This is a genomic window from Haliscomenobacter sp., from assembly GCF_041740695.1.
Taxonomy (GTDB): Bacteria; Bacteroidota; Bacteroidia; order Chitinophagales; family Saprospiraceae; genus Haliscomenobacter.
Genome location: NZ_JBGSLK010000093.1, coordinates 1 through 24,364, shown reverse-complemented (window position 1 = coordinate 24,364; position 24,364 = coordinate 1). Strand labels below are relative to the sequence as shown.

At 46.2% G+C, this 24,364-nt stretch carries 20 protein-coding genes; 15 read left to right on the top strand and 5 right to left on the bottom strand.

Features of this window, described 5'->3' with window-relative positions; translation table 11 throughout:
• Positions 1–128: 128 nt before the first annotated feature.
• Together ACEW9O_RS18475 and ACEW9O_RS18470 are read right to left on the bottom strand one after the other, a co-directional pair.
• On the bottom strand, positions 129–650 hold the full coding sequence (locus ACEW9O_RS18475) for a hypothetical protein (protein WP_373551668.1): 522 nt from the start codon (positions 648–650) through the stop codon (positions 129–131).
• Between the two features lie 5 nt (positions 651–655).
• Complete coding sequence (locus ACEW9O_RS18470) at positions 656–1,162, bottom strand: RNA polymerase sigma factor (protein WP_373551667.1); 507 nt, start codon at positions 1,160–1,162, stop codon at positions 656–658.
• 238 nt (positions 1,163–1,400) lie between these two features.
• Between ACEW9O_RS18470 and ACEW9O_RS18465 the strand changes: the two genes are divergently transcribed.
• The 7 genes from ACEW9O_RS18465 (at position 1,401) to ACEW9O_RS18435 (ending at position 10,099) form a co-directional block, all read left to right on the top strand.
• The gene (locus ACEW9O_RS18465) at positions 1,401–3,026 is read left to right on the top strand and encodes an LptF/LptG family permease (RefSeq protein WP_373551666.1); all 1,626 of its coding nucleotides are present in this window, start codon (positions 1,401–1,403) and stop codon (positions 3,024–3,026) included.
• Positions 3,004–3,636, top strand: a complete 633-nt coding sequence (locus tag ACEW9O_RS18460) for a phosphatase PAP2 family protein (protein WP_373551665.1) — start codon at positions 3,004–3,006, stop codon at positions 3,634–3,636. The genes ACEW9O_RS18465 and ACEW9O_RS18460 overlap by 23 nt, the downstream gene beginning before the upstream one ends.
• Before the next feature lie 49 nt (positions 3,637–3,685).
• Positions 3,686–4,270, top strand: coding sequence for an RNA polymerase sigma-70 factor (locus ACEW9O_RS18455; protein ID WP_373551664.1), 585 nt, complete (start codon positions 3,686–3,688; stop codon positions 4,268–4,270).
• A gap of 131 nt (positions 4,271–4,401) precedes the next feature.
• Positions 4,402–5,409, top strand: coding sequence for a FecR family protein (locus tag ACEW9O_RS18450; protein ID WP_373551663.1), 1,008 nt, complete (start codon positions 4,402–4,404; stop codon positions 5,407–5,409).
• An 83-nt stretch (positions 5,410–5,492) separates the two neighbouring features.
• The gene (locus ACEW9O_RS18445) at positions 5,493–8,171 is read left to right on the top strand and encodes a carboxypeptidase-like regulatory domain-containing protein (RefSeq protein ID WP_373551662.1); all 2,679 of its coding nucleotides are present in this window, start codon (positions 5,493–5,495) and stop codon (positions 8,169–8,171) included.
• Between the two features lie 82 nt (positions 8,172–8,253).
• A complete protein-coding gene (locus ACEW9O_RS18440) occupies positions 8,254–9,177 on the top strand; it encodes a DUF4249 domain-containing protein (RefSeq protein ID WP_373551661.1) in 924 nt (307 codons plus the stop codon).
• A gap of 199 nt (positions 9,178–9,376) precedes the next feature.
• Positions 9,377–10,099: a Crp/Fnr family transcriptional regulator gene (locus ACEW9O_RS18435; RefSeq protein WP_373551660.1), complete on the top strand. Its 723-nt coding sequence runs from the start codon at positions 9,377–9,379 to the stop codon at positions 10,097–10,099.
• Positions 10,100–10,237: 138 nt separating this feature from the next.
• Here ACEW9O_RS18435 and ACEW9O_RS18430 read toward each other — a convergent pair whose 3' ends face one another.
• A complete protein-coding gene (locus ACEW9O_RS18430) occupies positions 10,238–11,383 on the bottom strand; it encodes an acyl-CoA dehydrogenase family protein (protein WP_373551659.1) in 1,146 nt (381 codons plus the stop codon).
• A 155-nt stretch (positions 11,384–11,538) separates the two neighbouring features.
• Positions 11,539–12,714, bottom strand: coding sequence for an alkaline phosphatase (locus ACEW9O_RS18425; protein WP_373551658.1), 1,176 nt, complete (start codon positions 12,712–12,714; stop codon positions 11,539–11,541).
• 385 nt (positions 12,715–13,099) lie between these two features.
• Between ACEW9O_RS18425 and ACEW9O_RS18420 the strand changes: the two genes are divergently transcribed.
• Positions 13,100–14,068, top strand: coding sequence for a hypothetical protein (locus ACEW9O_RS18420; protein WP_373551657.1), 969 nt, complete (start codon positions 13,100–13,102; stop codon positions 14,066–14,068).
• On the opposite strand, the gene ACEW9O_RS18415 is transcribed toward ACEW9O_RS18420, so the two are convergent.
• Positions 14,054–15,328 carry an MgtC/SapB family protein gene (locus tag ACEW9O_RS18415; RefSeq protein WP_373551656.1) on the bottom strand — a complete coding sequence of 425 codons (1,275 nt, stop codon included), beginning with the start codon at positions 15,326–15,328 and terminating at the stop codon, positions 14,054–14,056. The two genes, ACEW9O_RS18420 and ACEW9O_RS18415, sit on opposite strands and share 15 nt — an antisense overlap.
• Positions 15,329–15,501: 173 nt before the next feature.
• Between ACEW9O_RS18415 and ACEW9O_RS18410 the strand changes: the two genes are divergently transcribed.
• The 7 genes from ACEW9O_RS18410 to ACEW9O_RS18380 all read left to right on the top strand — a co-directional run bounded on the left by ACEW9O_RS18410 (position 15,502) and on the right by ACEW9O_RS18380 (position 24,254).
• A complete protein-coding gene (locus tag ACEW9O_RS18410) occupies positions 15,502–16,056 on the top strand; it encodes an RNA polymerase sigma factor (protein ID WP_373551655.1) in 555 nt (184 codons plus the stop codon).
• Between the two features lie 128 nt (positions 16,057–16,184).
• The gene (locus tag ACEW9O_RS18405; RefSeq protein WP_373551654.1) at positions 16,185–16,982 is read left to right on the top strand and encodes an anti-sigma factor domain-containing protein; all 798 of its coding nucleotides are present in this window, start codon (positions 16,185–16,187) and stop codon (positions 16,980–16,982) included.
• Positions 16,983–17,059: 77 nt separating this feature from the next.
• Complete coding sequence (gene pulA, locus ACEW9O_RS18400; RefSeq protein WP_373551653.1) at positions 17,060–19,090, top strand: type I pullulanase; 2,031 nt, start codon at positions 17,060–17,062, stop codon at positions 19,088–19,090.
• 44 nt (positions 19,091–19,134) lie between these two features.
• Positions 19,135–19,707, top strand: a complete 573-nt coding sequence (locus tag ACEW9O_RS18395; protein WP_373551652.1) for a hypothetical protein — start codon at positions 19,135–19,137, stop codon at positions 19,705–19,707.
• A gap of 167 nt (positions 19,708–19,874) precedes the next feature.
• On the top strand, positions 19,875–21,719 hold the full coding sequence (argS, locus tag ACEW9O_RS18390) for an arginine--tRNA ligase (protein WP_373551651.1): 1,845 nt from the start codon (positions 19,875–19,877) through the stop codon (positions 21,717–21,719).
• Positions 21,720–21,777: 58 nt separating this feature from the next.
• Positions 21,778–23,460: a glutamine--tRNA ligase/YqeY domain fusion protein gene (locus ACEW9O_RS18385; RefSeq protein ID WP_373551650.1), complete on the top strand. Its 1,683-nt coding sequence runs from the start codon at positions 21,778–21,780 to the stop codon at positions 23,458–23,460.
• A gap of 83 nt (positions 23,461–23,543) precedes the next feature.
• On the top strand, positions 23,544–24,254 hold the full coding sequence (locus tag ACEW9O_RS18380; protein ID WP_373551649.1) for a Bax inhibitor-1 family protein: 711 nt from the start codon (positions 23,544–23,546) through the stop codon (positions 24,252–24,254).
• The last annotated feature ends 110 nt before the right edge of the window (positions 24,255–24,364 follow it).

The following is a 24,364-nucleotide window of genomic DNA, read 5'->3' as shown; positions in this document are numbered from 1 at the left end:
TTAAAAAGGATGTCTGTTTGGTTTAGAGAGGTTGAGAAGGTTTAGGCTACCGCAGCGCCTTGGACAAGGACACCGTCAAAATCGCTGCGGTAGTCTAAACCTTCTCAACCTTCCTAAACCTCCTCAACTTATTTAATCAGTTTCCCCATTTCCCCCATTTTATCAATACTCTGGGTAGCAATGGCGGTGCCTTCGTTGAATTCAGTGGCTACCTTACGCAAGGCTTTACGGGTAACTTCATAGGCTTCTTCAACCGTTTTGGGCTCGTATTTGGACCAATCGATGACTTTCACCTCTGCCTCAGCCACAATGGGCTGCTCGACTGGGTTGGAGCGAACCAGCCACCACAATCCAGTAGCGACAAGAGCGAACACTGCGGCAATGCGCAAGACCCAGGCTACTGAAAGAGTGCGGATCACTGGTTTTGGCTTATTGGAGGCTTCGATCGCGGCCATCACTTTAGCATCAAAATCATCACCCAAACTCAGTTCAGCTTCTTCTTCCAGCAATTGAAACCATTCGCGGTAATTCAAATGTTCTGCTGAAATGGGTTCTGTTTGTAACAATTGCCGCAGTTGGGCTTCCTCTTGCAGGCTACTTTCGCCAGCGAAATACTTGTCTAAAAGGGATTGAATTTGCTGCTGTTTCATGGTATTTAAACTTGTGGGGTTCTACTACTTAAAATGCTTTTCATGGTTTGCCGCGCTCGGAATAGGTTGATTTTCACCTGAGCCAGTGGAAAGTCCAATGCCTCGGCCACTTCCTGGTAACTCATGCCTTCTACATCGCGCAATTGCATCACGAGGCGTTGGTTTTCGGGCAGGCGTTCCATGAGTTTTTGTAACTTGTTCATGGTATCTGCCGATTCGGTGCGTGCATCGGGCAAGGGAGTGGAATCTGCCCAGTCCAGGCCATCTTTCCATTCCTTGTGCCCATTTTTGCTGCCGCGAAGGCGATCGATGCACTGATTTTTGGTCAGGCGGATCACCCAGGCTTCCAGGTTTTGCACCTCTGCCAAACGATCCTGCTGCTGCCAGAGTTTAATCAAGGCTTCCTGGACCAAATCCTCCGCCTCTTCCCGCTTGTTCAACAAGCGCAAAGCCAGGCGGAACATTTTGTCCTTGTATGGCAGGATGGTGTTTTTAAAATCAGTCGGGTTCATAGATCCTAAGTAGTGGGGCAAAATGAACACTTATTTTTATTGTCCCCAAGGCGTAAACAAATGGAAGACGACAGGGAAAAAATAAAGTTACAGCAAAGTAAATTTTTTTTGAAAAAACTTTGAAAGCCCTGTTTTATCGCTGTTTTTCAAAAAACGATTTGCAAGTGCAGCGTTTTTCATGGAAATTGCATCGTATTTGCGAGTGAGCCTATACTTTAAGTTTCGAAACGTGTAGCGAATGAGTATTTTAAGCAAATTGCCCAAACTAAAAAGGATCGACGAGCTGGTCATTACCAGCTTTATTCCTCCATTTTTGGTGGCTTTTTCGGTGTCGTTGTTTGTGTTGTTGATGCAGATGTTGTGGATTTACATCGACGATCTAGCTGGAAAAGGTTTGGGCTTTTTCACTGTCATTGAATTATTGTCTTATCGGGCAGTGAGTTTTGTGCCGATGGCTTTGCCACTGGGCATTCTGCTTTCTTCGGTCATGTTGATGGGGAATTTTGCGGAGCATTACGAGCTATCCAGTATGAAATCAGCAGGCTTGTCCCTGGTACGCATCATGCGCCTATTGCTGGTTTTTGCCCTTTTTGCCGTAGCCTTTTCCTGGTATTGTTCCGATTATATGATTCCTGCGGCCAACCTCAAGTTTGGCTCACGGATGTGGGATATCCAACAAACCAAACCGGCCTTGCGCCTGGATGTAGGCGTATTCAACGACGACTTTCAGGGCTTCACCATTCACATTGGCCAAAAAATGGGCGATGGCCGCACCATCAAAGATGTGATCATTTACGACCATACCGAGTCGAACTCCGGGAAATACACCGTCATCACCGCCAAAGATGGTGAAATGTTTAGCGCTGAAGGTGGCAACATCTTTGTCATGCGGCTGCGCAATGGCACCCAATGTATTGAATCCAGGGGCTACCAGGCGAGTAGCCAAAGCAAGTACCCCTTTATCCGTACGGGTTTCAAACAATTCACCAAAGTTTTTGACCTGAGTGAATTTTCAATGAGCCGGACCAACGAGGAATTGTTCAAACAAAGCCGCCAGACCATGGACTCCCGTGCGCTCAAGGCAGCGGCTGACTCAATGGCCCGCGATATCCACAAGCGCACCGTTGTAGCCGGCAACTATGTGGCCAATTACGTGTCTATTTTTAAGGTAGACAGTACTTACCTGCGTGAAGAACTCAAAAGAGCCAATACGCGCAAACCCGATCAGGTCAGTAACTCGGGATCAGGGCCCACTCCACTCAATGTTTCGACACCGATCGAATCCACTTTCGACTCAACGCACAGCATCAGCATTGGGGTAGCCCGCTCCACCATTTTGAAAAGGGTCAAACCGATTGGGGTGGTGACTAAATTTGCCGATACCTTTGGTGATGCAGAGAAAGCGACCTTGCGTGGGCGTGCCGAATCAGCAGCACGGGGGGTACAAAACCAGACCTTTAGTACCGCTTCTTCTTTGGATGCGACCAAAGAAAATCGGGTCAAGTTCATTTACGATTGGCAAATGAAATACAGCATTGCCGCAGTGTGTTTCATTTTTATGTTCATTGGTGCACCGATGGGCGCCATTGTGCGCAAGGGCGGATTTGGGTATCCCCTGCTCGTCGCGATTGTATTTTTTATGTTTTTTGTGATTCTGACCATCTTTTGCCGCAAAATTGCGGAAACCTTCGTCGTTTCAGCCTACTTAGCGGCCTGGATCCCTTGCATCATTTTGATGCCTCTCGGCATGTGGCTGACCTACAAAGCCATGAATGATCAACCTTTAAACTTGTTTGAAGGCTTGAGTTATTTTTTCCAAAACCTTTTGAATCGAATCAGAAATGCCAAAGCTTTTCAAGGATAATCCTTGGTTTTTCACGATTTTTGCCCTTTTCCTGCTGGGTGGTATTCCACTATTATTTGCTAACCAAGGCACTTTGTTGATTCAATTGAATGATCATCGAAGCTCCTGGGCCGATTTTTTCTTCCGCTGGTTTACCAAAGTAGGTGAAGGTTATGGTTATTTGGCGGTGTTCCTCATTTTATTCGTGTACAAACGCCGGGCGGCCTGGGGGATTCCCCTCTTGGGTGTAGCCGTTTCGCTGGTAGCATGGTTGGGAAAAACCTTGTTCCACCACCCCCGCCCCTATCGGTATTTTGAACAGCAAGGGTTATTGGCTCAATTGCACTTGATTCCTGGCATAGAGATGCACAAAGGCCTGACCAGCTTCCCTTCGGGTCACACTATGGCGGCATTTGCACTTTTTTCTTTTTTTGCTTTTTGTTTTCCTCGCAAACCCTGGTTGAGCATCACCTGTTTTTGCATTGCTTCACTGGTGGGCCTTTCAAGAATGTATCTCGTTCAGCATTTTTTTGAAGATGTATACTTAGGGGCCATCTTGGGTGTTGGGCTCGGGATCTTGGCTTATTACGTTCTGAATCAAATTGAACAAAAAATATTAGCAAGAGTATAAATCTTTTTATCTTCCCTTTTCATTTTTCATTTCCTAAACCAAATCCTGTTTGCAGACTACGCCGAACAACGACCGTGAATTTTTTGACTTGTTGTCCACAAATGCTGAAAAAGCGTTTGAATGGTTGTTTCGCAGGTACTTTGCTGAATTGTGTCAGGTGGTCTATCGCGTAGCACACGATGAACATTTGGCCCAGGATCTGGTGCAAGAAGTGTTGTATGAATTGTGGCGTAAACGGGACAAACTGACTATTTCCACCTCATTGCGAGCCTACCTCAAGCGCGCAGTACTCAATCGCACCCTCAACCATTTGCGAGACAACCGCAAGTGGACTTCAGAGGAACGTATGCCCGAAATCGCCATTGAAGAAAGTGACGCTATAGACCTGCTGCGTAGTGAAGAATTACAGGAACTGGTCGATGCCGCCATTGACGAATTGCCAGAAAAATGCCGGATGGTGTTTGTACTCAGTCGATATGAAGAATTATCGTATCGGGACATCGCTACCGAGCTGGGCATTGCTGAAAAAACGGTAGAGAATCAGGTATCCAAAGCCCTCAAATACCTTCGTCAACGACTACTCCCCCATTTAAAAAGTGGCTTGATTTTGTTATTTTTATGGTTGGGGGGCTAAAATCTAGTTGCGTTTGTCTGCTATACGGCATAATTGTATGGAAAAACGCTGTGCGGATATAGGGGTATGTAAGTTTCTTTGTGTCTAAGGAAAAACGAAACAGTACTAGACCCTACACAATATTCAGGCCAATGGAGAAGAAGATTCGATTTTTAGTTCAACAGTGGAAAAATGGAGATGTAGATCCAGAATCTAAGCGCACAGACGCTGGTTCGGATGCTTCTGCACTGGATCAAGAATTGGAAACCATTTGGCAAAAAGCGGGGAGTTATAAATCAAAATCTTTTGAGCCAGACGTAGAAGCCAATTGGAAAAAATTTCAATCCAAAATCCAGGAAAACCACACCCCAGAAAATACAACAGTGCGTCGATTGGTTCCTCGGGCTTGGTTGATTGCTGCTTCGATTGTTGCACTATTGGCTACAGCCTGGTGGGTGATCAACCCTAGTTCTACGTCCAGCGAATTCAATTCTCTAGCGACCAATAAACGGCAAACCAAAAAAATCGAATTGCCCGATCATTCGGTAGTGTGGTTGAGCAACAACAGTGAACTGAGTTTTGACCCCAACTTAAAGAATAGCAAGGTACGCAATGTAAAACTGCGTGGTGAAGCGTACTTTGAGGTACAGGCCAATCCCCAAAAGCCCTTCCGCATCGAGACTCCGCATGGTTTGATCGAAGTGTTAGGGACCAGTTTCAATGTACGCGCTTTAAAGACAGAACCCCAAACGGAAGTGCAGGTGATGTCGGGGCGGGTTGCTTTGATGGGTAAGGGTGATAACAAGCAAAGAATTGAGGTTGCTGCAAATTATGTAGGGTATATCCACACGATCCAAAAGCAGCCGAGCAAAGTACCAAGCAACAACAATCAGGTTTTTGCCTCTACGAAAGTGTGGAGAACCCGTAAAATAGAACTCGTGGGCCGAACTTTGGGCGAAGCACAAGAAATCATGCGCCGCTATTCTGATTATCGTTTGGAATTCTCTGATCCTCAGCTTGCCAAATGTATTTTCACCTGGAACTTCGAGTTAGACAACCCCGAATCCAGTCTGAAATTGTTGGCAAAAACTGGAGATTTCCACTTGGATATAACAAGTTCCACTGTTTTCCGTTTGGAAGGAAAGGCTTGTCCTAAATAAACTTAGATTGGGCTAGAATTAGCTTATCATAAACACAGAGCGATTATTCCCATTCGCCTAATCGCTTTGTCGAAATCAGCAGTATGAAGGGGAAACTTCTACCCAAGCTGATGATGTTCTGTTTTTTATTGGTTTCTTCCCTGCATGCGCAAGAAGCCCTTGATCGTATCGTATCCATTACTTTTGAGGACCAATCTCCTGCCAAAGCCTTGCAGCAACTGCGCAAATATTATGACCTTAACATTGTTTTTTCTGATAGCCAATTGCCCAAACGCAACAACTTCCCACTTGTTTTTAAACGGCAGAGCATTCGAAACATCCTCAATGCCATTTTAGCCAATACTGGATTTGCCTATCAATCCGATCCAGCAGGCATTATCATTACCCGAGTGATGCTGACTCCTAAAATCCGTTCACGGTATACCATTCAAGGGATTGTAGAAACTGGGGGAAGTGCCGAAACGTTGATGGGTACAAATATTTTCGCCATCAACCACGATGAGGGTACCCATTCTAATGAACAAGGTATCTTTAGCCTGACGCTTCCTCAAGGGCGTACCCGCATCAGTATTTCTTACATTGGGTTTCATTCTGATACGTTAAACATCAACTTGCAGCGAGATACCTTCTTACGCATTATAATGCACCGAGAAAGCCAACAAATCGAAGGGGTGGTTATCCCCGCTGCGATGCAAAGTGAAGGCATGAGCATTGGGAAATACAGCTTTGATCTGGATCAGCTGCAACGTATGCCTAAAATTGGTGGTGAGACCGACCTGATCCGTGCAGTACAAATGCTTCCTGGAGTTCAAAGTGGGCCTGATGGTGTAGGAGGGATATTTATTCGTGGTGGAGAATCGGGACACAACTTGGTAATCATCGACGATGTGCCCATTTACAATTTCAACCATGCGGCAGGGGTATTGTCGGTTTTTAATACCAGCATTGTCAAATCCGCGGAATTGCTTAAAGGTGCATTTCCGGCGCGTTATGCCGGGCGGCTCTCGTCGGTATTAGATGTACGGATGCGGGATGGTAACAAAGAATTTTGGACTGCAAGCGGGGAATTAGGTCTGGTGTCTGGTCGTTTAACTTTGGAGGGGCCGATCGTCAAAAACAAAAGTTCTTTGTTGCTGGCTGGTCGCACTTCATTACTCAATTGGATGCTCAAACCCTATTCTCAACATTACAAATCTCGCAAGGGAGAAAAAGGGCAAAGCAATTATAATTTTTATGATTTTAATGCCAAGTTCAACATAGAGCTTTCAGAAAAAGATCGCCTTTTTTTCAGTTTCTACCGTGGCCAAGATCACTTTGGCAATACCGGAGACTCCCAGGATACCCTTTCCTTATTGGTGGATGATCGTTTTAAAGTTTATCGATTTCGAAAAGTTTATCGGGAGAAATTGTATTGGACCAATACCGGGAGTTCCTTGCGTTGGAGCCATATTTTAGGGAAAAAACTTTTTTCCAATACAACTTTTACCTTTAGTCAGCTCAATGTCAACATTACTACAGCGTCAAGTGATACCGTGAATATCCTCTCTAGCGCTCCCCCACAAACCCACTTTGATGCCGATTATGGCCGCTACCTGTCCAGTATTCGCGATTTTGGAGCTCGAACTGATTTTCACTGGGACATCGCCCCCGGAAATAAGGTACGCTTTGGATTGCGGGTACAACACAATCATTTTGTACCCGGTATTCAGGAGTATGACGACGATTTCCAGGAATACATTTCACCAGATGGGAAAATCAGCCGTAAAGTGTATACCACTGGCTGGGCATTTTACCTGGAAAATGAGAGGCGGATGTTGTCCCGGCGTTTGTACCTCAATTATGGTTTGAACTGGTCGGGTTGGAATGTGGATCAGCGGAATTATTCCATTTTGGAGCCCCGCTTGGCCCTCTCCTATCTCCTGAGTGACTCAACCTATTTGGAGGCGTCGGTCAGTAGAATGAGTCAGTTCTTGCACCTTTTGTCTGGTACCAACCTTGGTTTACCTACCGACTTGTGGGTTCCTTCCACTGGTGAGATTGGGCCTGAATTGGCCTGGCAATACACCCTGGGTCTTCGAAAAAATCTAAACTACGGCTGGAATGTCGCCCTGGAAGGCTACTACAAGGAGATGAAAAACCTGGTCAACTATTCTGAAGGAGCTGATTTTTTGGATGACTGGGAACAAAACATCACCATTGGGTCAGGCCGTGCTTTTGGCCTTGACCTGATGCTGCGCAAAAACAATAGAATCATCGATGCTTACATTGCCTATTCATTGGGCCGCACTGATCGGGTCTTCCCAAAAATCAATCTTGGCGAACGTTACCCCTTTAAATACGATCATCGGCACGATTTGAAAATTTGGAGTGATTTTCGTTTTTCAGCTAAAATCGACCTCTCTGCTTCCTGGACCTTCAGCTCTGGGTTGGCCACCAATGTACCCATTGATGCTTTTACGCTTGAAATCCCCGGCGTATCTCCGCCCGTTACCGTGATTGACTATGGGCCAAAAAACAGCCAACGATTGCCAGCATACCATCGATTTGACATTGGCCTGAATTTTCATTTTTTATCCTCCAAAGGACCTCAACACCACATACAAGTAGGTGCATACAATGTCTATAGTCGCCGCAATCCATTGTACTATCAACTCCGTACTGTATATATAGTGGAGAATGGCGAGTTGAAGAAAGATTCTAAGCTAGTTGGGGTTCACCTCCTACCTTTTTTACCTTCAATCAACTATTCTGTAAAATTTTAGTTAAATTTGTCTAGTTTTTTACAAAAAAGGCCAACCACTCGGCCTTTTTAACCGTCATTTCAGCATACATCAATGACATAGTGTGAAAAAACAGCTATACAGCATATTATCTATTGGTCTTTTACTGCTCAACTTTGCGTGTGAAAAGCCTCAATTGCCGCTGGGAAATTACACCCCTAGTTTGGTTGTCATTTCTAATTTTACAACATTAGATGGAATCCAGGTGCAGGTTTCTAAAAGTCGATCCCCTTTGGATAACGGCCCTACCGAGTACATCACCAATGCCACCGTAGAAATTTGGGAATCTGACCTGTTAATGGAAAGGCTTAATTTAAGTGATATTCGAGAGATGAAAACTCCTTTTTATACCAGTGAAGTGATCAAACCTCGGGTCGGCGTTGAATATACCGTGAAAGTTTCTGCCAAAGGTTTTAGATCAGTTACTGCAACCAGTAGGATTCCGGAAAGCGTCAATCTGGATAGTGTAAAAATTGAAAAATTGGTCGCTGCTGCCGACGATCCTGGATTTGTAAATTATAAGTTTGATTTAGCCATCTATTTTACCGATCCGCGGATGGAGCGCAATTTTTATCATGTCAATATTTTCCAAAAAAATGTGGTTGTACAAAAAGATGGAGTAGAGCAAATTGAACAAATTAAAAAATTGATTTTTAGTTCAGACATCAATACCAATTACATTGTCGCCAATTATGATGGTGGTTTTTTAATCGAAGACAAACCCATCGATGGCAATGCCATCCGGATTCCGATTCCGATTAGTATTCGGATGCCCTCGGATGTCCGAAACCTTGACGAAATGATCGTTGAACTGCGCTCCGTGTCGGAAGAGTACTACCTGTTCCACTCCACGGTGAGTCGCCAACAGAACAATAGTGACCAACCTTTTTCTGACCCAGTAGTTTTGTACAACAATATCCGCAATGGCCAAGGCGTCTTCGCTGGCTATAGTCAGGCTGAAAAAATAGTCAGCCTCAAGCCACAATAAGTAGTGCGGCAAAAATAAAGGTGCATTTTTCACCCTTCCTTAGCTTTTATCTAGTTTTTGTCATCATTCGACGACTTTCCTTTCTTTTTTTTCATTTTTCCCCAAAAAAATGCGCATTGGCGTGGGGGTAAGCCAATTCTTATGTGTCAAGGTTGTGTTGATTCAAAATAATCTACACTTCTGAAAAAACTCTTGACTCATGACCATATACGCAAGTAATACCCGCAAAAAGAATTTGGGCAATAGTTTAGAAGCCAAAATGGCTTTTATTGAGCGGTACCCCCTGTTTTCTTGCCTTAGCCCGGAGGAAAAAATGCAACTGGCCAATCAGATGGAGCATCGGGAAAAAACCCGTTATGGCTTCGTCTATGAGACAGGAGAAAGTTCTGAGGTGCTGTACCTGCTTGCCGAAGGTGCCATCAAAATTGGTGCTACCTCCCACGATGGCAAGGAAGTCATCAAAGCCTTGATTCACCCTTTAGCGATGTTTGGAGAATTGGGATTGGTTGGCGAAGTGCGCCGTCAGGAATTCGCCCAAGCCATGAAAGAAGAAGTGGTTTTGTTTGCCGTCAAGGTGGAGGACTTCCGTCGGCTGATGCGCCAAAACTTCGAACTTTGTAATCGGGTGATGCTTTACCTGGGCAGTCGCCTGAGCCTGGCTGAACAAAAAATGGAGTCCCTGATTTTTAAAGACGCTCGCACCCGGATTGTAGACTTCATCAAAGATTCGGTTTCCGATCGTGGCCAGCGAGTAGGTTATGAAATGCTTCTACGGCATTCACTTACCCATCAAGACATCGCCAATATCACTTGTACTTCCCGTCAAACCGTAACCTTGGTCTTGAATGAGTTGCGCAAATCCGATCTGATCTATTTCAACAGGGGTAAGATTTTGGTGCGGGATTTGGCGAGGCTGATGTAAGTGAAAAGTGAAAAGTGAAAAGTGAAAAAATGCACTTTCACTTTAATTCCAAACTTTAAGCTCAGAAAAATAAATCCAAACAGGTGAAAACTAACAGGTGTACCTGTTTTTCACTTTTCACTTTTCACTCATCACTCATCACTTCCCCCTCAGTATTTCCCTCGAAATCACCAGCTTTTGAATCTCGCTGGTTCCTTCACCGATGGTGCACAATTTGGCATCGCGGTAAAACTTCTCCACTGGAAAATCTTTGATGTAGCCATAACCACCGTGAATCTGCACGGCGTCGGTAGATACTTCCACGGCGGTTTCCGAAGCAAAATATTTGGCCATCGCCGATAGTTTGGTCACATTCTTCCCTTGATCCTTTAGTTCACCAGCCTGGCGCACCAAAAGTTCCGATGCTTCAATTTTGGTCGCCATATCCGCCAGTTTAAAGCTGATGGCTTGAAAATTGGCAATGGCTTGCCCAAATTGATGGCGCTCCTTGGCATACTTCAAGGCCGCTAGATAAGCCCCCTTGGCAATCCCCAAAGAAAGCGCAGCGATAGAAATGCGCCCGCCATCCAGAATTTTCATGGATTGGATAAAACCCTCTCCTACTTCGCCGAGGATTTGGCTATTGTGTAGGCGACAGTTGTCAAAAATCATCTCGGCAGTTTCGGAAGCCCGCATGCCCAGCTTGTTTTCTTTTTTGCCCGCATAAAAACCAGGAGTGCCCCTTTCGACCACAAAAGCGGTCATCCCGTGGCTGTCCAACAATTCTCCGGTACGCACAATCACCACTGCAACATTGCCGGATGCACCGTGAGTGATGAAGTTTTTAGCGCCGTTGATGATGTAGTAATCGCCATCGCGCTCAGCAACACATTTCATGCGGCCTGCGTCGCTACCCGTATTGGGTTCCGTAAGTCCCCAGGCTCCAATCCATTCTCCAGAGGCCAGCTTAGGCAGGTATCGATGTTTTTGCTCTTCATTCCCGAAAGACAAAATATGGTTCGTACACAGCGAGTTGTGTGCCGCTACGGATAGCCCAATTGACCCACATACCTGGGCAATCTCCTCAATGACCGTGATGTATTCCTGGTATCCCAGCCCTGCTCCACCATACTGTTCGGGTACCAAGACACCCAAAAAGCCATAATTGCCCATCTGATGAAACATATCTACCGGAAAGTGAGAAATTTCGTCCCATTCCATCACGTGAGGTCGAATGTACGTTTCAGCAAAATCACGGGCACTCTCCTTGATTAATTGCAAATTTTCCAAGGTTTCGACATTCATAAAACTATATTTTGCACCTACTACACGGTTTAACCATCCTATGATGACAACCGCGCAGCGATAGTTGTTTCCAAAAGCTCCTTTATAATAAAACAGCTTTTGAATTGTTCAGTTTAGGGGAAAAAAAATCTTGCAGTTGGGAAGTAAACCTGATCTCAGGGTTTTTCCTGACCATTGGCGCTTCCACGGGAAGGTTGGCCTTTTTGTTCGGCAAAGCCCAGCGCTTTGCGCATCTTCTGATGGATACTGCTATTTTCAAAAATTCCGGCAAATTGCTTCGACATTGGACCATAGGCAAACACCGGAATCATACTCGCGGTATGGTTGATGGTTGTAAATGCCGTTTCAATTTTATTCAATTTTGAACCTGGGTTTAGCGCCATGCCTCCACATTCATGGTCGGCGGTTACGATGACCAAGGTATTGCCCCGGGTGCGGGCAAAATTTAAGGCTTCGCCCACGGCACGATCAAAATCCAGCGCTTCTTTAATGGCCAATTTCCCATCGTTGGCATGGCAGGCCCAATCGATTTGAGAGCCCTCAATCATGATGAAAAAACCTTTGTCTTTACCCCGTTTTTCCAAAAACTCCAACCCGCGTCGAGTAGCAAAGGGCAAATAATCCCGACCCGCACCAACATTGAGTGGGTGTTTATCCGCGGTGAGGTAGACCAGGTTCTCGGAAGGGTCCCAGCGCATTTCGTGCATGTCTTCCAAGGAATAGTCCGTGACCTTGTATCCTTTTTGGGCCAGTTCTTCATACAAATTGCGGTTGTCCATCTCACGGCGGTCAAAATACTTTTTTCCGCCACCAATCAGCAGATCCACTTCTGTTTTGAGCATATCCACAGCAATCTCTTCGTATTGCTCCCGGGATACTACGTGGGCGATAAAAGCGGCTGGCGTAGCGTGTACGATCGTAGAAGTAGCAATCAAGCCAGTAGCCATACCATTTTCTTCGGCTTCTTCCAAAATGGTTTTAACCCCCAACGTATCTTTGTCTACCCCAATGGCCCCATTAAAGGTTTTGATGCCACAGGCAAAAGCAGTAGCTCCAGCAGCGGAATCCGTCACCAAATCATCGTAGGAGTAGGATTTGTGAAAGCCCAAAACGGGCATCTGTTCCAGGTTGAGCTTGGCGTTGTTGCTAAACATCGCTGCACTGATCTGGGACAAACCCATCCCATCACCGATCAGTAAAATGACATTTTTGGGCCTCTCAGGCAGAGCGCTTTCAACAGGTGCAGTGCTCCCACAAGCCCAAAACAGGAAACTCAGGCTACACAGTAGCAACATTTTACCCGATATTTGTTGTAGCAATCTTCTCAACATCGCATCTCCAGATTAGATTTGGGGAAAGTAACCAATTATATTGAATTGAACGGTTTTTAAAAATGCTAAATTGGGGAGCAAAGATAAAAATTTGCAGGCATTGCCACCCAAGTTCAACTTTTATCTTAACATTTCCTTTAGTAACCTTACTTTCAATTAACCTGTCTTAGTAGTGGGGCAAAAATAAGTGTTCATTTTTTCTGAGCCAAAGGATTAGATAAGGCACTTTAAATGAACCGTTTACTCATCTAATCCTTTGCCAAAATGAACACTTATTTTTTTATCGCCCCTTAGTTGATTATTTACTCACAAGTTAAAGTACACCATGAGAAATCAGATCGAAAAACCCTGGATTTTTGTTTTATCAATAAGTATATCCCTGCTGATGTCAAGCACGTTAAGTGCTCAGATTCCTTCCATTTTCCAGGCCTTAGGGCAAATTGAAAACCAAGAAGTTATCATGGTGTTGGATTTTGAAGCATTAAATGAACTGCGCAAAAAGGATCAATCTTTCCCCGCAAGCATAAAGTATAAAAATGCTAGCGGAGATTCCGTTTCCTGGAATATAAAATTGAGTGTGCGGGGACGTTACCGCCGACTTTTTTGTGATTTCCCGCCCGTCAAGGTTGTTTTTCCTAAAAAAGACTTGCAGGCCAAAGGTTTCGCCAGCTTCAACGATCTCAAATGGGTAACCCACTGCTTTGAAGACCATGAATCGGATGAGCATCTCCTGCGCGAGTACCTAGCGTATGGCTTGTACCAGCAAATTTCCCCCTACAGCTATCGGACTCAGTTGTTAAAAGTAACTTACATCAATACCAACCAACCGCATCAAAAAATAGTCCGTTTTGCTTTTCTCGTGGAAGACGATGCCGAAATTTCCCAGCGCTTGAACCTTAAAGAATGTAAAGATTGTTTTGTCGCCAATCGCGATTCACTCGACTTGAAAAGTGAAAACAGTGTCGCCGTTTTTCAATACATGATTGGAAATACCGACTGGAGCATCGCCAAAGGCCAAAAAAATGTTAAGTATTTTAAACCAACTAGCGGTGGCAAGATGGTGGTCATTCCACACGATTTCGACTTCAGTGGTTTTGTGAATGCGGGGTACGCTGTGCCTGCCACGGGTACCAACATTCAAACGGTCAAAGAGCGGGCCTTTTTAGGGTTTAAAGCGGATAAAGCCATTTGGGAGGAGACGCTGAGCTTATACAAGGGCAAACAAAATGCCTTCATCCAATCCATTGAAGGTTTCCCCTACTTGAAGGAAAATTCCAAAAAAGAAAGCATTCGGTACATCAACTCCTTCTTCTCACGGGATGCTGGCAAATTGCTTGCATCACAAAGTAACTAAAACCAAATACAATACACCTGCACCAAGGACCAAGCCAAAGCCCTTCAATGTGGCAATGCGCAACGCTGGAACACCTCGGATCAAACTGACACTCAGTTTAAAAATAGAATTGGAAAAAATAGCGCTGAGAATCAGGCGTTGAGCCACAGTGCCTTCCTCTTGATGAGTCGCAGCCCATCTGGCCGTACTCAAGGTAATGGCATCAATATCAGCAATCCCCGTAATGGCAGCGCTGACGTACACCATCGAAGCACTCAACCATTCGCGGGTATAATACATCAACAGGGTGGTCGCAATGTACAAACCTGCAAAGAATAAGGCATTTTTAATATCTAGCGGATTCCCGGCGTCCAGCGCTCCGGTTTGAACCTGTTCATCTCTGCGCCAACTGACAATGGCAGGTACAACACTGGCCAGCAACATCATCGACAAAGGTAAAATCAACAATTTGGCTACTGGATAGGCAAAAATGGCAGTCAAAATAAATACCCGCACCAACATAACCGAAGAGGCCAGCACAATCCCGGCACCGTATACAGGCCCATATTCCGGCCTTTCCCGGCTCCGTGAAGCAAAAACCCAGGCAATCATCGTGGATGAAAACAAGCCACCGATTAATGCCGACAGCAAAATTCCTTTATTCGGGCTCCCAAATTTCAGCAAGAGGTAGCCACCAAAACTAAAAGTCAGGACTACCATCACAATCAAACCCAAGTCCCGTACATTGATGGAATTGTCTGGGCCGAAAGTTTGATTCGGCAACATGGGTAAAATCAAAAGCGCCAGAATGATGAATTTGATAAAGGCAAATAGCTCTTCATTGGTCAATTTTTTGACAATGTTGTGTAGTTGCTCTTTCAGGGATAAGATGGTCGTGATGACCACAACTGCCGCCAATGCCTCCTGGATATAGCCATAGGCGATCAAAATACCTAAAAAGAAGGTCAATAACATGCCCAATTCCGAAGTCAAACCCAGTCTTTGATTTTGCGCCTGAATGAAATAAGCAACTCCTATCAAACCCATAAACCCCGTGGTAGCGGCCAACAACAAATAAATATGGGTGTGTTGGGCAAGTTCCCCAACGATGAACCCAGCCAGCGCAATAAGTGTGAACGTACGGAGTCCACCTAAATGGGCAGCCTCTCCATGGGTATTAAATTCGCGTTCCAGTCCAATGATTGAGCCCACTCCACTGGCTACCAAAAGGCCAATGACAAAGGTTCCAAAGGGGTTGTCGAAAAAGTCTGAAATGTTCAATTGCCTACGGTTTATCCATTAAATATGCAAAACTTTGGCCTAACCTACTAATTTTTTTAACTTGCCTTATGAATTGTAAAAAATGGAGCGTTTAAAGATTCTTTAAGCATTTTGAAAGATTTCATGAACAAGTTCCCTGCTCTATTTTGTTGCAGCGTCTGACAAATTACTTTATGGAACAAAAAATCACAATTCCCGATTCCCAACTCATTCTAATGGTCAAGAACGGTGACCGTGCTGTCATTCCCATGCTCTATCAACGTTATTCTTCTGCACTTTATGGATTAATCGTAAAGACAATAGGAAATCAAGAGGACGCCTCGGAGATACTCCAGGACGTATTCATCAAAATATGGCAAAGGGGAAATCAGTATCAAGAAGACAAGGGTTCACTGCTCGGCTGGATGATGCGCATTGCTAAAAATGCTGCTTTAGACCACACCCGATCGCGCGTCGTTTCGCAGCGATCAAAAACCGATCAGATGGATAACTTCGTATCTGATGTTAAGGGCCCCAAATCTGAAGCGCAGATTCCCGATGTGGGTTTGCGCAAAGTGCTTGACCGAATGGATGACCGTCATCGTCAAATGATTGACTTGTTGTACTACCAAAATTATACGCAATCCGAAGTCGAAGAACTGCTGGGGATACCCCTGGGCACAGTAAAAACGCGTGCCCGTGCAGCCATCGGTGAGTTACGTAAAATTTTGCGCAATGAAAAGTTGTAATGCGAGAATTTGTGAACCTAAAAGAGCACAAACAAACCAAGACCTTTTGATTTTACCGCTTAAGTGCGGATCGTTTTAAACAGGTTTGTTGTCTCTTAATGAATAAATAACCATTAATCCTCTAACAAGTGGAAAAATTCAATATTCAGGAATATTTGGATAGCGGCGTCATAGAAATGTATGTTTTGGATCAATTGAATGACGCAGAAAGGGAGGCAGTTGAAAAACTGGCTACCCAATATCCAGAAATTCGGGAAGAAATCGCGGAAGTGGAAGAGGCCATGGGAACTTACCATGCCCTGGAAGGTCTAACTCCACCTGCTCATATTTTGTCCAATATCATGTCCGCTACTGCGCCTGGCACTGTTGCTATTGTGGAACCTATTGTAACGACTTTGCCTAAGCGTACTTTGTCTTTACTTTGGCCAATGGCTGCGGCAGTGGTAAGTTTAGCCCTAGCTGGCTGGATGTACATGGGCAAACAATCGGCGCAGCAAGAAATTGCTGGACTGAAAAAGACTACAGAAAATTTGCGTTCCAACGAGCAGGTAATCAGCAGTAGGCTACAAGTCACGGAGCAGGAATTGAACGAGTTGAAAGGGAGCTGTTGTGCTGAAAAATTGGTCGTTAAAGCTGCTGATCAGCCGATTGCATCCGTTTACTGGAACAAAAATGCCCGATTGGCGCATCTGAAACTGGAAAACCTTGATGATCCCCGCGGCAAACAATATCAACTTTGGGCCTTTGTAGGTGGCAAACCTGTAAGTATTGGGGTAGTGGATTGGGAAGCGCTCCAAAAAGGTTTGGTGAGTTTTGAGTTCAAAAACAAACCTGAAGCCTTTGCCATTTCTCTGGAACCATTCGGTGGCTCGCCATCGCCTACCGATGTCAAAGGTGCCAGTGCTGCTGTTCTAAATCAAGGTTAAATCTTCTGTTCATAAAGTCTATTTTCTATATCGCCCCAAATTTTGCTAATTTTACCTCTTCAAAAAACCGTCTGGTGATGAGGAATAGATTAGCAAAATTTGGATTGATGATCCTGAGTCTCCTGTCCATTGCAGCAATGGACCAACCTACTGAAAATTTCAATGATTACCCCGTTTATGAGGGTACCGATCTAGGACTTACCTATACAGCCAAGTCTTCCACTTTCAAAGTATGGTCTCCTCCTGCGGCTCAACTTATCCTCCGCTTTTATGAACAAAGCCTGGGTGGGAAAGCTTCCAAGTCCATAAAAATGAAAAAAGGCCCCCAAGGTACCTGGGTGGCTACGGTTAAAGGCAATTTACAAGGGCGTTATTACACCTTTCAAGCCCAAATAGCGGGTAAATGGTACGATGAGGTTCCCGATCCTTATGCCTATGCAGTAGGTACCAACGGCAAAAGAGCGCAAGTCATTGACTTAAAAACCACCAATCCTTCGGGTTGGAATTACGATACCCGTCCCAGCCTCAAGAATCCTACCGACATCATTTTGTATGAGTTGCACCTGCGAGATTTATCCACCCATTCCTCTTCAGGCATCAGCAACAAAGGCAAATACCTGGGATTGACCGAGGAAAAAACCCGCAACCCCGAAGGCCAATCCACTGGTCTGGAGCACCTCAAAGAACTGGGCATCACCCACCTCCATTTATTACCCGTATTTGACTACTTGTCGGTCGACGAGTCAAAACTCAACGAGCCCCAATTCAACTGGGGTTACGACCCCCAAAACTACAATGTGCCCGAAGGCAGTTACAGTACCAATCCAGCCGATGGGGCGGTGCGCATCCGCGAGTTCAAACAAATGGTAAGTGCGCTGCACAACGCGGGCATCCGCATGGTGATGGACGTCGTATACAACCACACGGGTGCTACCGGACCTTCAAACTTCAATCAATTGGTCCCTGGTTATTACTACCGCCAGAATGACAAAGGTGGTTTTTCGGATGCGTCAGCTTGTGGCAATGAAACCGCTTCGGAGCGCCCGATGGTGCGCAAATTCATCATCGAGTCTGTGTTGCACTGGGTCAAAGAATACCATGTGGATGGCTTCCGCTTCGACCTCATGGGGATTCACGACATCGAAACCATGAACCAGATCAGCAAAGCGGTGCATGCCATTGACCCAACGATTTACCTTTATGGTGAGGGTTGGACGGCTGGGGCATCTCCCCTACCCGACGACCAAAAAGCCACCAAAGCCAATGTGCTCAAGTTGGACAAAGTGGCTGCTTTTAGCGACGACATGCGCGATGCCATTCGGGGGCACGTGTTTACCCATACTGAAAAAGGTTTTGTCAGCGGCAAACCTGGTTTGAAAGAAAGTGTAAAATTTGGCGTGGTCGCCTCTACCTGGCATCCCGAAGTAGATTATTCCAAAGTCAACTATTCTAAGGCCGCCTGGGCAAATAGCCCCGATCAAACCATCACTTATGCCTCTTGCCACGACAACCATACCCTCTGGGATCGCCTGGCCATCAACAACCCCATGCTCTTGGATGAGGAACGCATCAAAATGTACCGTTTAGCCTTATCGATGGTGCTTACGGCCCAAGGTGTACCCTTCCTGCATGCAGGCACCGAAATGGTCGTCACCAAAAAAGGCGAGGAAAATTCCTACAACAAACCCGACGAAATCAATCAGCTCGATTGGACGCGTAAATACCAGTACAAGGAGATTTTTGATTACACCAAAAACCTGATTGCCCTACGCAAAAGCCATCCGGCCTTCCGCATGACTTCAGCAGCGATGATTCGGGAACACTTGAAGTTCATCCCTACCACGGAAGATAACCTGACCGGGTTTCTCATCTCCAACCACGCCAATGGTGACCCCTGGCATACCATTGCGGTGATTTACAACGGTTCGGATAAAGTACACGCAGTCACTTTACCCCTGGCAGAATGGAAAGTAGTGGGCAACGGTATGGCCATTGATGTCAAAAATCCCCCCGTAATTCGCAACTCTGGTGTGCTGGTACCCGCTTATTCTGCGTTAATCCTTTACACACCAATTGCTCCCGGGCAAAGTGGAGGGATGGAGAAATAATCTTAGCTTTGCGCGAATTTATTATTCTTGTTAAATTGATCAAAGTGAAAAATCAAAGCATTTTACTATTGAGTTTGTTGCTCTTGCTGGGCTTTGTAGCCTGCAAAAATGATGGAAAGAACGATGGGGAAACCAAAGTATTGGGCCCCAATGACGTGTTTGAAGTGGATGCCCCACCCATCACTGGTCCTGAATCCATTGCTGAAGTTGAAAAGCTGGTCAAAGGTATTGATGCGGTTCAGGATAGTATGAATGTAGCTGGCCCCAATTTCGTTTTTAATGGCAAAGAAAAGACCGAGGTATTCGTCTATTCCTATGAAGGGATGCCACAAATGGTTTATTGCAAAACGCCCAAACTGGAAAGCTGGTACTACCTCAAGGATCGCCGTCCGGTATATTTGAAGGAACTTGCTTTGACCGAAAGTGGTTTTGTACAAAATCGCTTTTACTACGGCCCCAAAGACCTGATCGGTGCAGAAAGCCGCGAGGGTGCTTCACCAGATGATACCAACAAAGGTGCAGTGAAAAAATACCGGGGTGCGAAAGACGATTTCCGCCTGTCAGGTGAAGCCGCGACAGGCAAAGTTTTGGAATATCTTTATGGCAAAATGAAATAAGTAGGTTGAGGGAGGTTGAGAAAGTTGAGGAGGTTGAGGCTACCGCGAGCGACTTAGACAAGGACATTGTCAAAATCGCTCGCGGTAGCCTCAACCTTCTCAACCTCCCTAAACCTTCTCAACTTTTTTTCTATTTTTGCCACTCAATCTACAACATACCCAGACAAATGAACATTGTCAACATCATTCAGCAAGGCGTCGTTCAAGGCGCTGCGCAATTGTACAACCTGGAAATCAAGGCGGAAGACTTCCCTTTGAGCACGACCCGTAAAGAGTTTGAAGGAGATTATACACTGGTTGTTTTTCCTTTTACCAAACACATCAAAAAAAGTCCCGAGGCCATCGGCCAGGAATTGGGCGCTTTTTTAGTGGAGCAAGTGCAGTACATCAAAGATTTCAACGTCATCAAGGGCTTTTTGAACCTGGTGGTTGACGATCAGTACTGGCTGGAGTTTTTGCAAGACATTTACCAAAATCCGCAATACGGCACCCAACCCGCCAATGGCCGCAAGGTCATGGTGGAATATTGTTCCCCCAATACCAATAAACCCCTGCACCTGGGGCATATCCGCAATATTCTGTTGGGCTGGTCGGTGAGCAAAATTTACGAAGCCGCGGGCTACGACGTCGTGCGCGTACAAATCATCAACGACCGGGGCATCGCCATTTGTAAAAGTATGTTGGCCTGGAAAAAATTTGGAGCAGGCGCAACTCCCGAATCAACCAACACCAAGAGCGACCACTTTGTAGGCGACTACTACGTGTTGTTTGAACAGAAATTCCAGGAAGAATACAAAACCTGGCAACAAAGCGAAGAGGCTTTGGCCATTTACACCGAAAAGAAAAAAGCCGATCAAAGCCCCGAAGCGTTTTTTAAAACGTACAAAGACCAGTATTTCAACCTATACAGCACCCTGGGCAAAGCAGCCCGTGAAATGCTACTCGCTTGGGAAGCCCACGAAACGGAAACCATCGAGCTGTGGAAGCGGATGAACGGCTGGGTTTATGCGGGTTTTGATTCCACTTTTGACAAATTGGGTGTCACTTTTGACAAGCTCTATTACGAATCCAACACCTATTTGCTCGGGCGCGAAACCGTCGACCAAGGTTTGAACTCCGGGGTCTTTTTCCGCCTCGAAGACGGCTCGGTATGGATCGATTTGGAAGACGCCAAATTGGATAAAAAATTGGTGCTGCGCAAAGACGGCACCTCGGTATACATCACCCAGGACATTGGTACCGCCCAAATGCGTTACCAGGATTTTGGGGCGGAGAAAATGATTTACGTGGTGGCCGATGAACAAAACTACCATTTCCAGGTGCTTTTTGAAATCATGAAGCGTCTGGGTGAGCCTTATGCGAGTGGTTTGTTCCATTTGTCTTACGGCATGGTGGATTTGCCGAGCGGCAAAATGAAATCGCGGGAAGGTACCGTAGTAGATGCCGATGACCTCATTGCGGAAGTCGTTCAGGAAGCTTGGGAAAACAGTAAGGAACGGGGCTCTTTGGCCGATATGACGCCCGAAGCCCAACAAGAAGTCATTCGTAAAATTGGTTTGGCCGCTTTGAAGTTTTTCATCGTTAAAGTACACCCCAAGAAGCGCATGATTTTCGACCCCAAAGAGTCGGTTGACTTGCAGGGTCAAACGGGCCCTTACGTACAAAATGCCTTCGTACGTTGCAGCTCCATGCTCAACAAGGCTGGAAATCCCGACCTGAGTGCGGCCAGCGAATATACAAGCCTGGAAACTGCCGAAAAGGACATCATCGCCCAACTCTATCAGTTCCCAGAGGTCATCAAACAGGCAGCTGAAACCTACGACCCCTCCATGGTGGCGATGTACAGCTATGAATTGGCCAAGGCTTTTCACCGCTTCTGGCACGATTATCGCATCTTGCAAGCGGAATCGGAAGCAGCCAAAGCATTCAGGATTCAGTTGTCGATCGCAGTGCGGAATGCCCTACGGATGGGTCTGGATTTGCTGGGCATTGAGACGCCGGAGCGGATGTAATCCATTATCCAGTAAGGTTTTGGAAAAGACTTCATTGAATCCCTACAACCAAACAAATATGAGTGCCGACAAACCATTGCTTGAAAAAGAAGAACGTTCACTGAATTTTATCGAGCAAATCATCGAAGAAGACATTGCCAATGGCAAACACGCTGGCCGGATTCACACCCGTTTCCCGCCAGAGCCCAATGGCTACCTCCATATCGGCCACGCAAAGGCCATCACGGTTAATTATGGCATTGCCCAACGTTTCCAGGGCAAATTCAACCTGCGTTTTGACGATACCAACCCCGTTACCGAAGATGTAGAGTACGTGGACAGCATTCGTGCCGATGTACGCTGGTTGGGTGCCAACTGGGACAACGAGTTGTATGCTTCCGACTACTTCCCCCAACTCTTCACTTATGCGGTTGAACTGATCAAAAAAGGCCTAGCCTACGTCGACGATTCCAGCAAGGAAGAAATCGAAGCGCTGAAAGGTAATCCCGCCGTACCTGCGCAGGCCAGCCCTTACCGCAGTCGTTCCATCGAAGAAAACCTGGACTTGTTTGAACGCATGAAAAACGGGGAGTTCCCCGATGGTGCCCGGGTGCTGCGCACCATGGGTGACTTAAGCTCTCCCAACATGCACCTGCGCGACCCCATCATGTACCGCATCAAACACGCCCACCACCACCGTACTGGCGATCAGTGGTGCATCTATCCGATGTACGACTTCGCCCACGGACAAAGTGATTCGATCGAAGGCATCACGCATTCCTTGTGTTCGCTGGAATTCATCCACCACCGCCCATTGTACGAGTGGTACATCGAAAAACTGGGCATTTTCCCCAGCCGCCAGATTGAGTTTGCCCGGATGAACGTGGCGTACCTGATCACCAGCAAGCGCAAACTGCTCAAGTTGGTCACCGAAGGTCATGTGACCAGTTGGGACGATCCACGCATGCCCACCATTTCCGGTATGCGCCGCCGCGGTTATCCAGCGCAAGGCATCATTAATTTTTGCGAACGCGCCGGAGTTGCCAAACGCGACAATACCATTGAATACGGTTTGTTGGAGTTTTCGGTCCGCGAAATCCTGAACCAAACCGCTACCCGCGCCATGGCAGTGCTCGACCCCCTCAAAGTGGTCATCACCAATTATCCAGAAGGGCAAGTGGAGCAGATGGAATTGGAGAACAACCCAGAGGATCCTAACGCGGGCACCCGCACCATTCCTTTTTCCCGCGAGATTTACATCGAGCAGGAAGACTTTATGGAAGATGCGCCCAAGAAATTTTTCCGCCTGGCACCAGGTGGAATGGTACGCCTGAAAGGTGCCTATATTATTCAGTGTGATGCGGTACAAAAAGATCCGGCTACTGGTCAGATTACAGAACTGCATTGTACTTACTTCCCGGATAGTCGCTCGGGCTCCGATACCTCCGGCCTCAAAGCCAAAGGTGTGTTGCACTGGGTATCGATCGCTCAGGCAGTGAATGGCGAAGTGCGGATGTACGATAAACTATTCACGGATCCAGAACCGACCAACCATGAAGACCGCGATTACCTCGAGTTTGTCAATCCTGATTCCCTCAAAGTAATCCCGAATGCTAAATTGGAACCCAGTCTGGCTCAGGCCAAAGCTGGCGACAGCTTCCAATTCTTGCGCATGGGGTATTTCTGCGCCGATCAGGATGGTACACCTGAGCGCCCGGTGTTCAATCTTACTGTGGGACTGAAGGATAGTTATAAACCCTGAGCAATTAAATTTGTGTGGAACCAAAACTATCCTTAAACTTGTTTCACAATCGGTATTTTTTTTAAACAAAAACCCAATTAAAAATGAATGAATATCCTTTTGTAGGTGATCAAAGGCAAGCATCCATCGAAGCCGAACAGGCGCGTTTCATCACCAAAGTATACGGCTGGATGTCGATCGGGCTGGCACTAACGGGGGCAGTGGCTTATTTGGTGTCGAGCTCACCAGCTTTGCTCCAATTGATCTTTGGCAACAAGCTGCTTTTTTGGGGCTTAATCATTGGTGAATTATTGATGGTGGGTTACCTCGCCGCCGCAGTTACGCGCATGTCTGCAGCCACGGCTACGCTGGTGTACATGCTGTATGCAGTGCTCAACGGGGTGACTTTGTCGGGCATCTTTATCATGTACACGGGCGCCTCTATCGTGGGCACCTTCCTGATTACCGGAGGAACTTTCGCGGCAATGAGTATCTACGGTTATTTCACCAAACAGGACCTGACCAGAGCGGGTAACCTGCTCTATATGGCCTTGATTGGTTTGGTGATTGCCTCCGTGGTGAACATCTTTTTCCGCCACCCGATCATGTATTGGATCATCACCTATGCTGGTATCCTGATCTTTGTAGGTTTGACGGCTTATGATACCCAGAAGATCAAACAGATGAACATCATCGGGAATGAAGGTACTGAAGAGGATCATAAGGAAGCCATTATGGGCGCGTTGACGCTTTATCTGGACTTTATCAACTTGTTTTTGTACCTCCTGCGTTTGTTTGGACGCTCGAATGACTAACTACTAAAGGTTCGAGGGGTCGGGGTTCCAAAGTTCCAGGTTCCATCCGGTCACTGAGCGAAGTCGAAGTGCCGGATGGAACCTGGAACTTTGGAACCCCGACCCCTCGA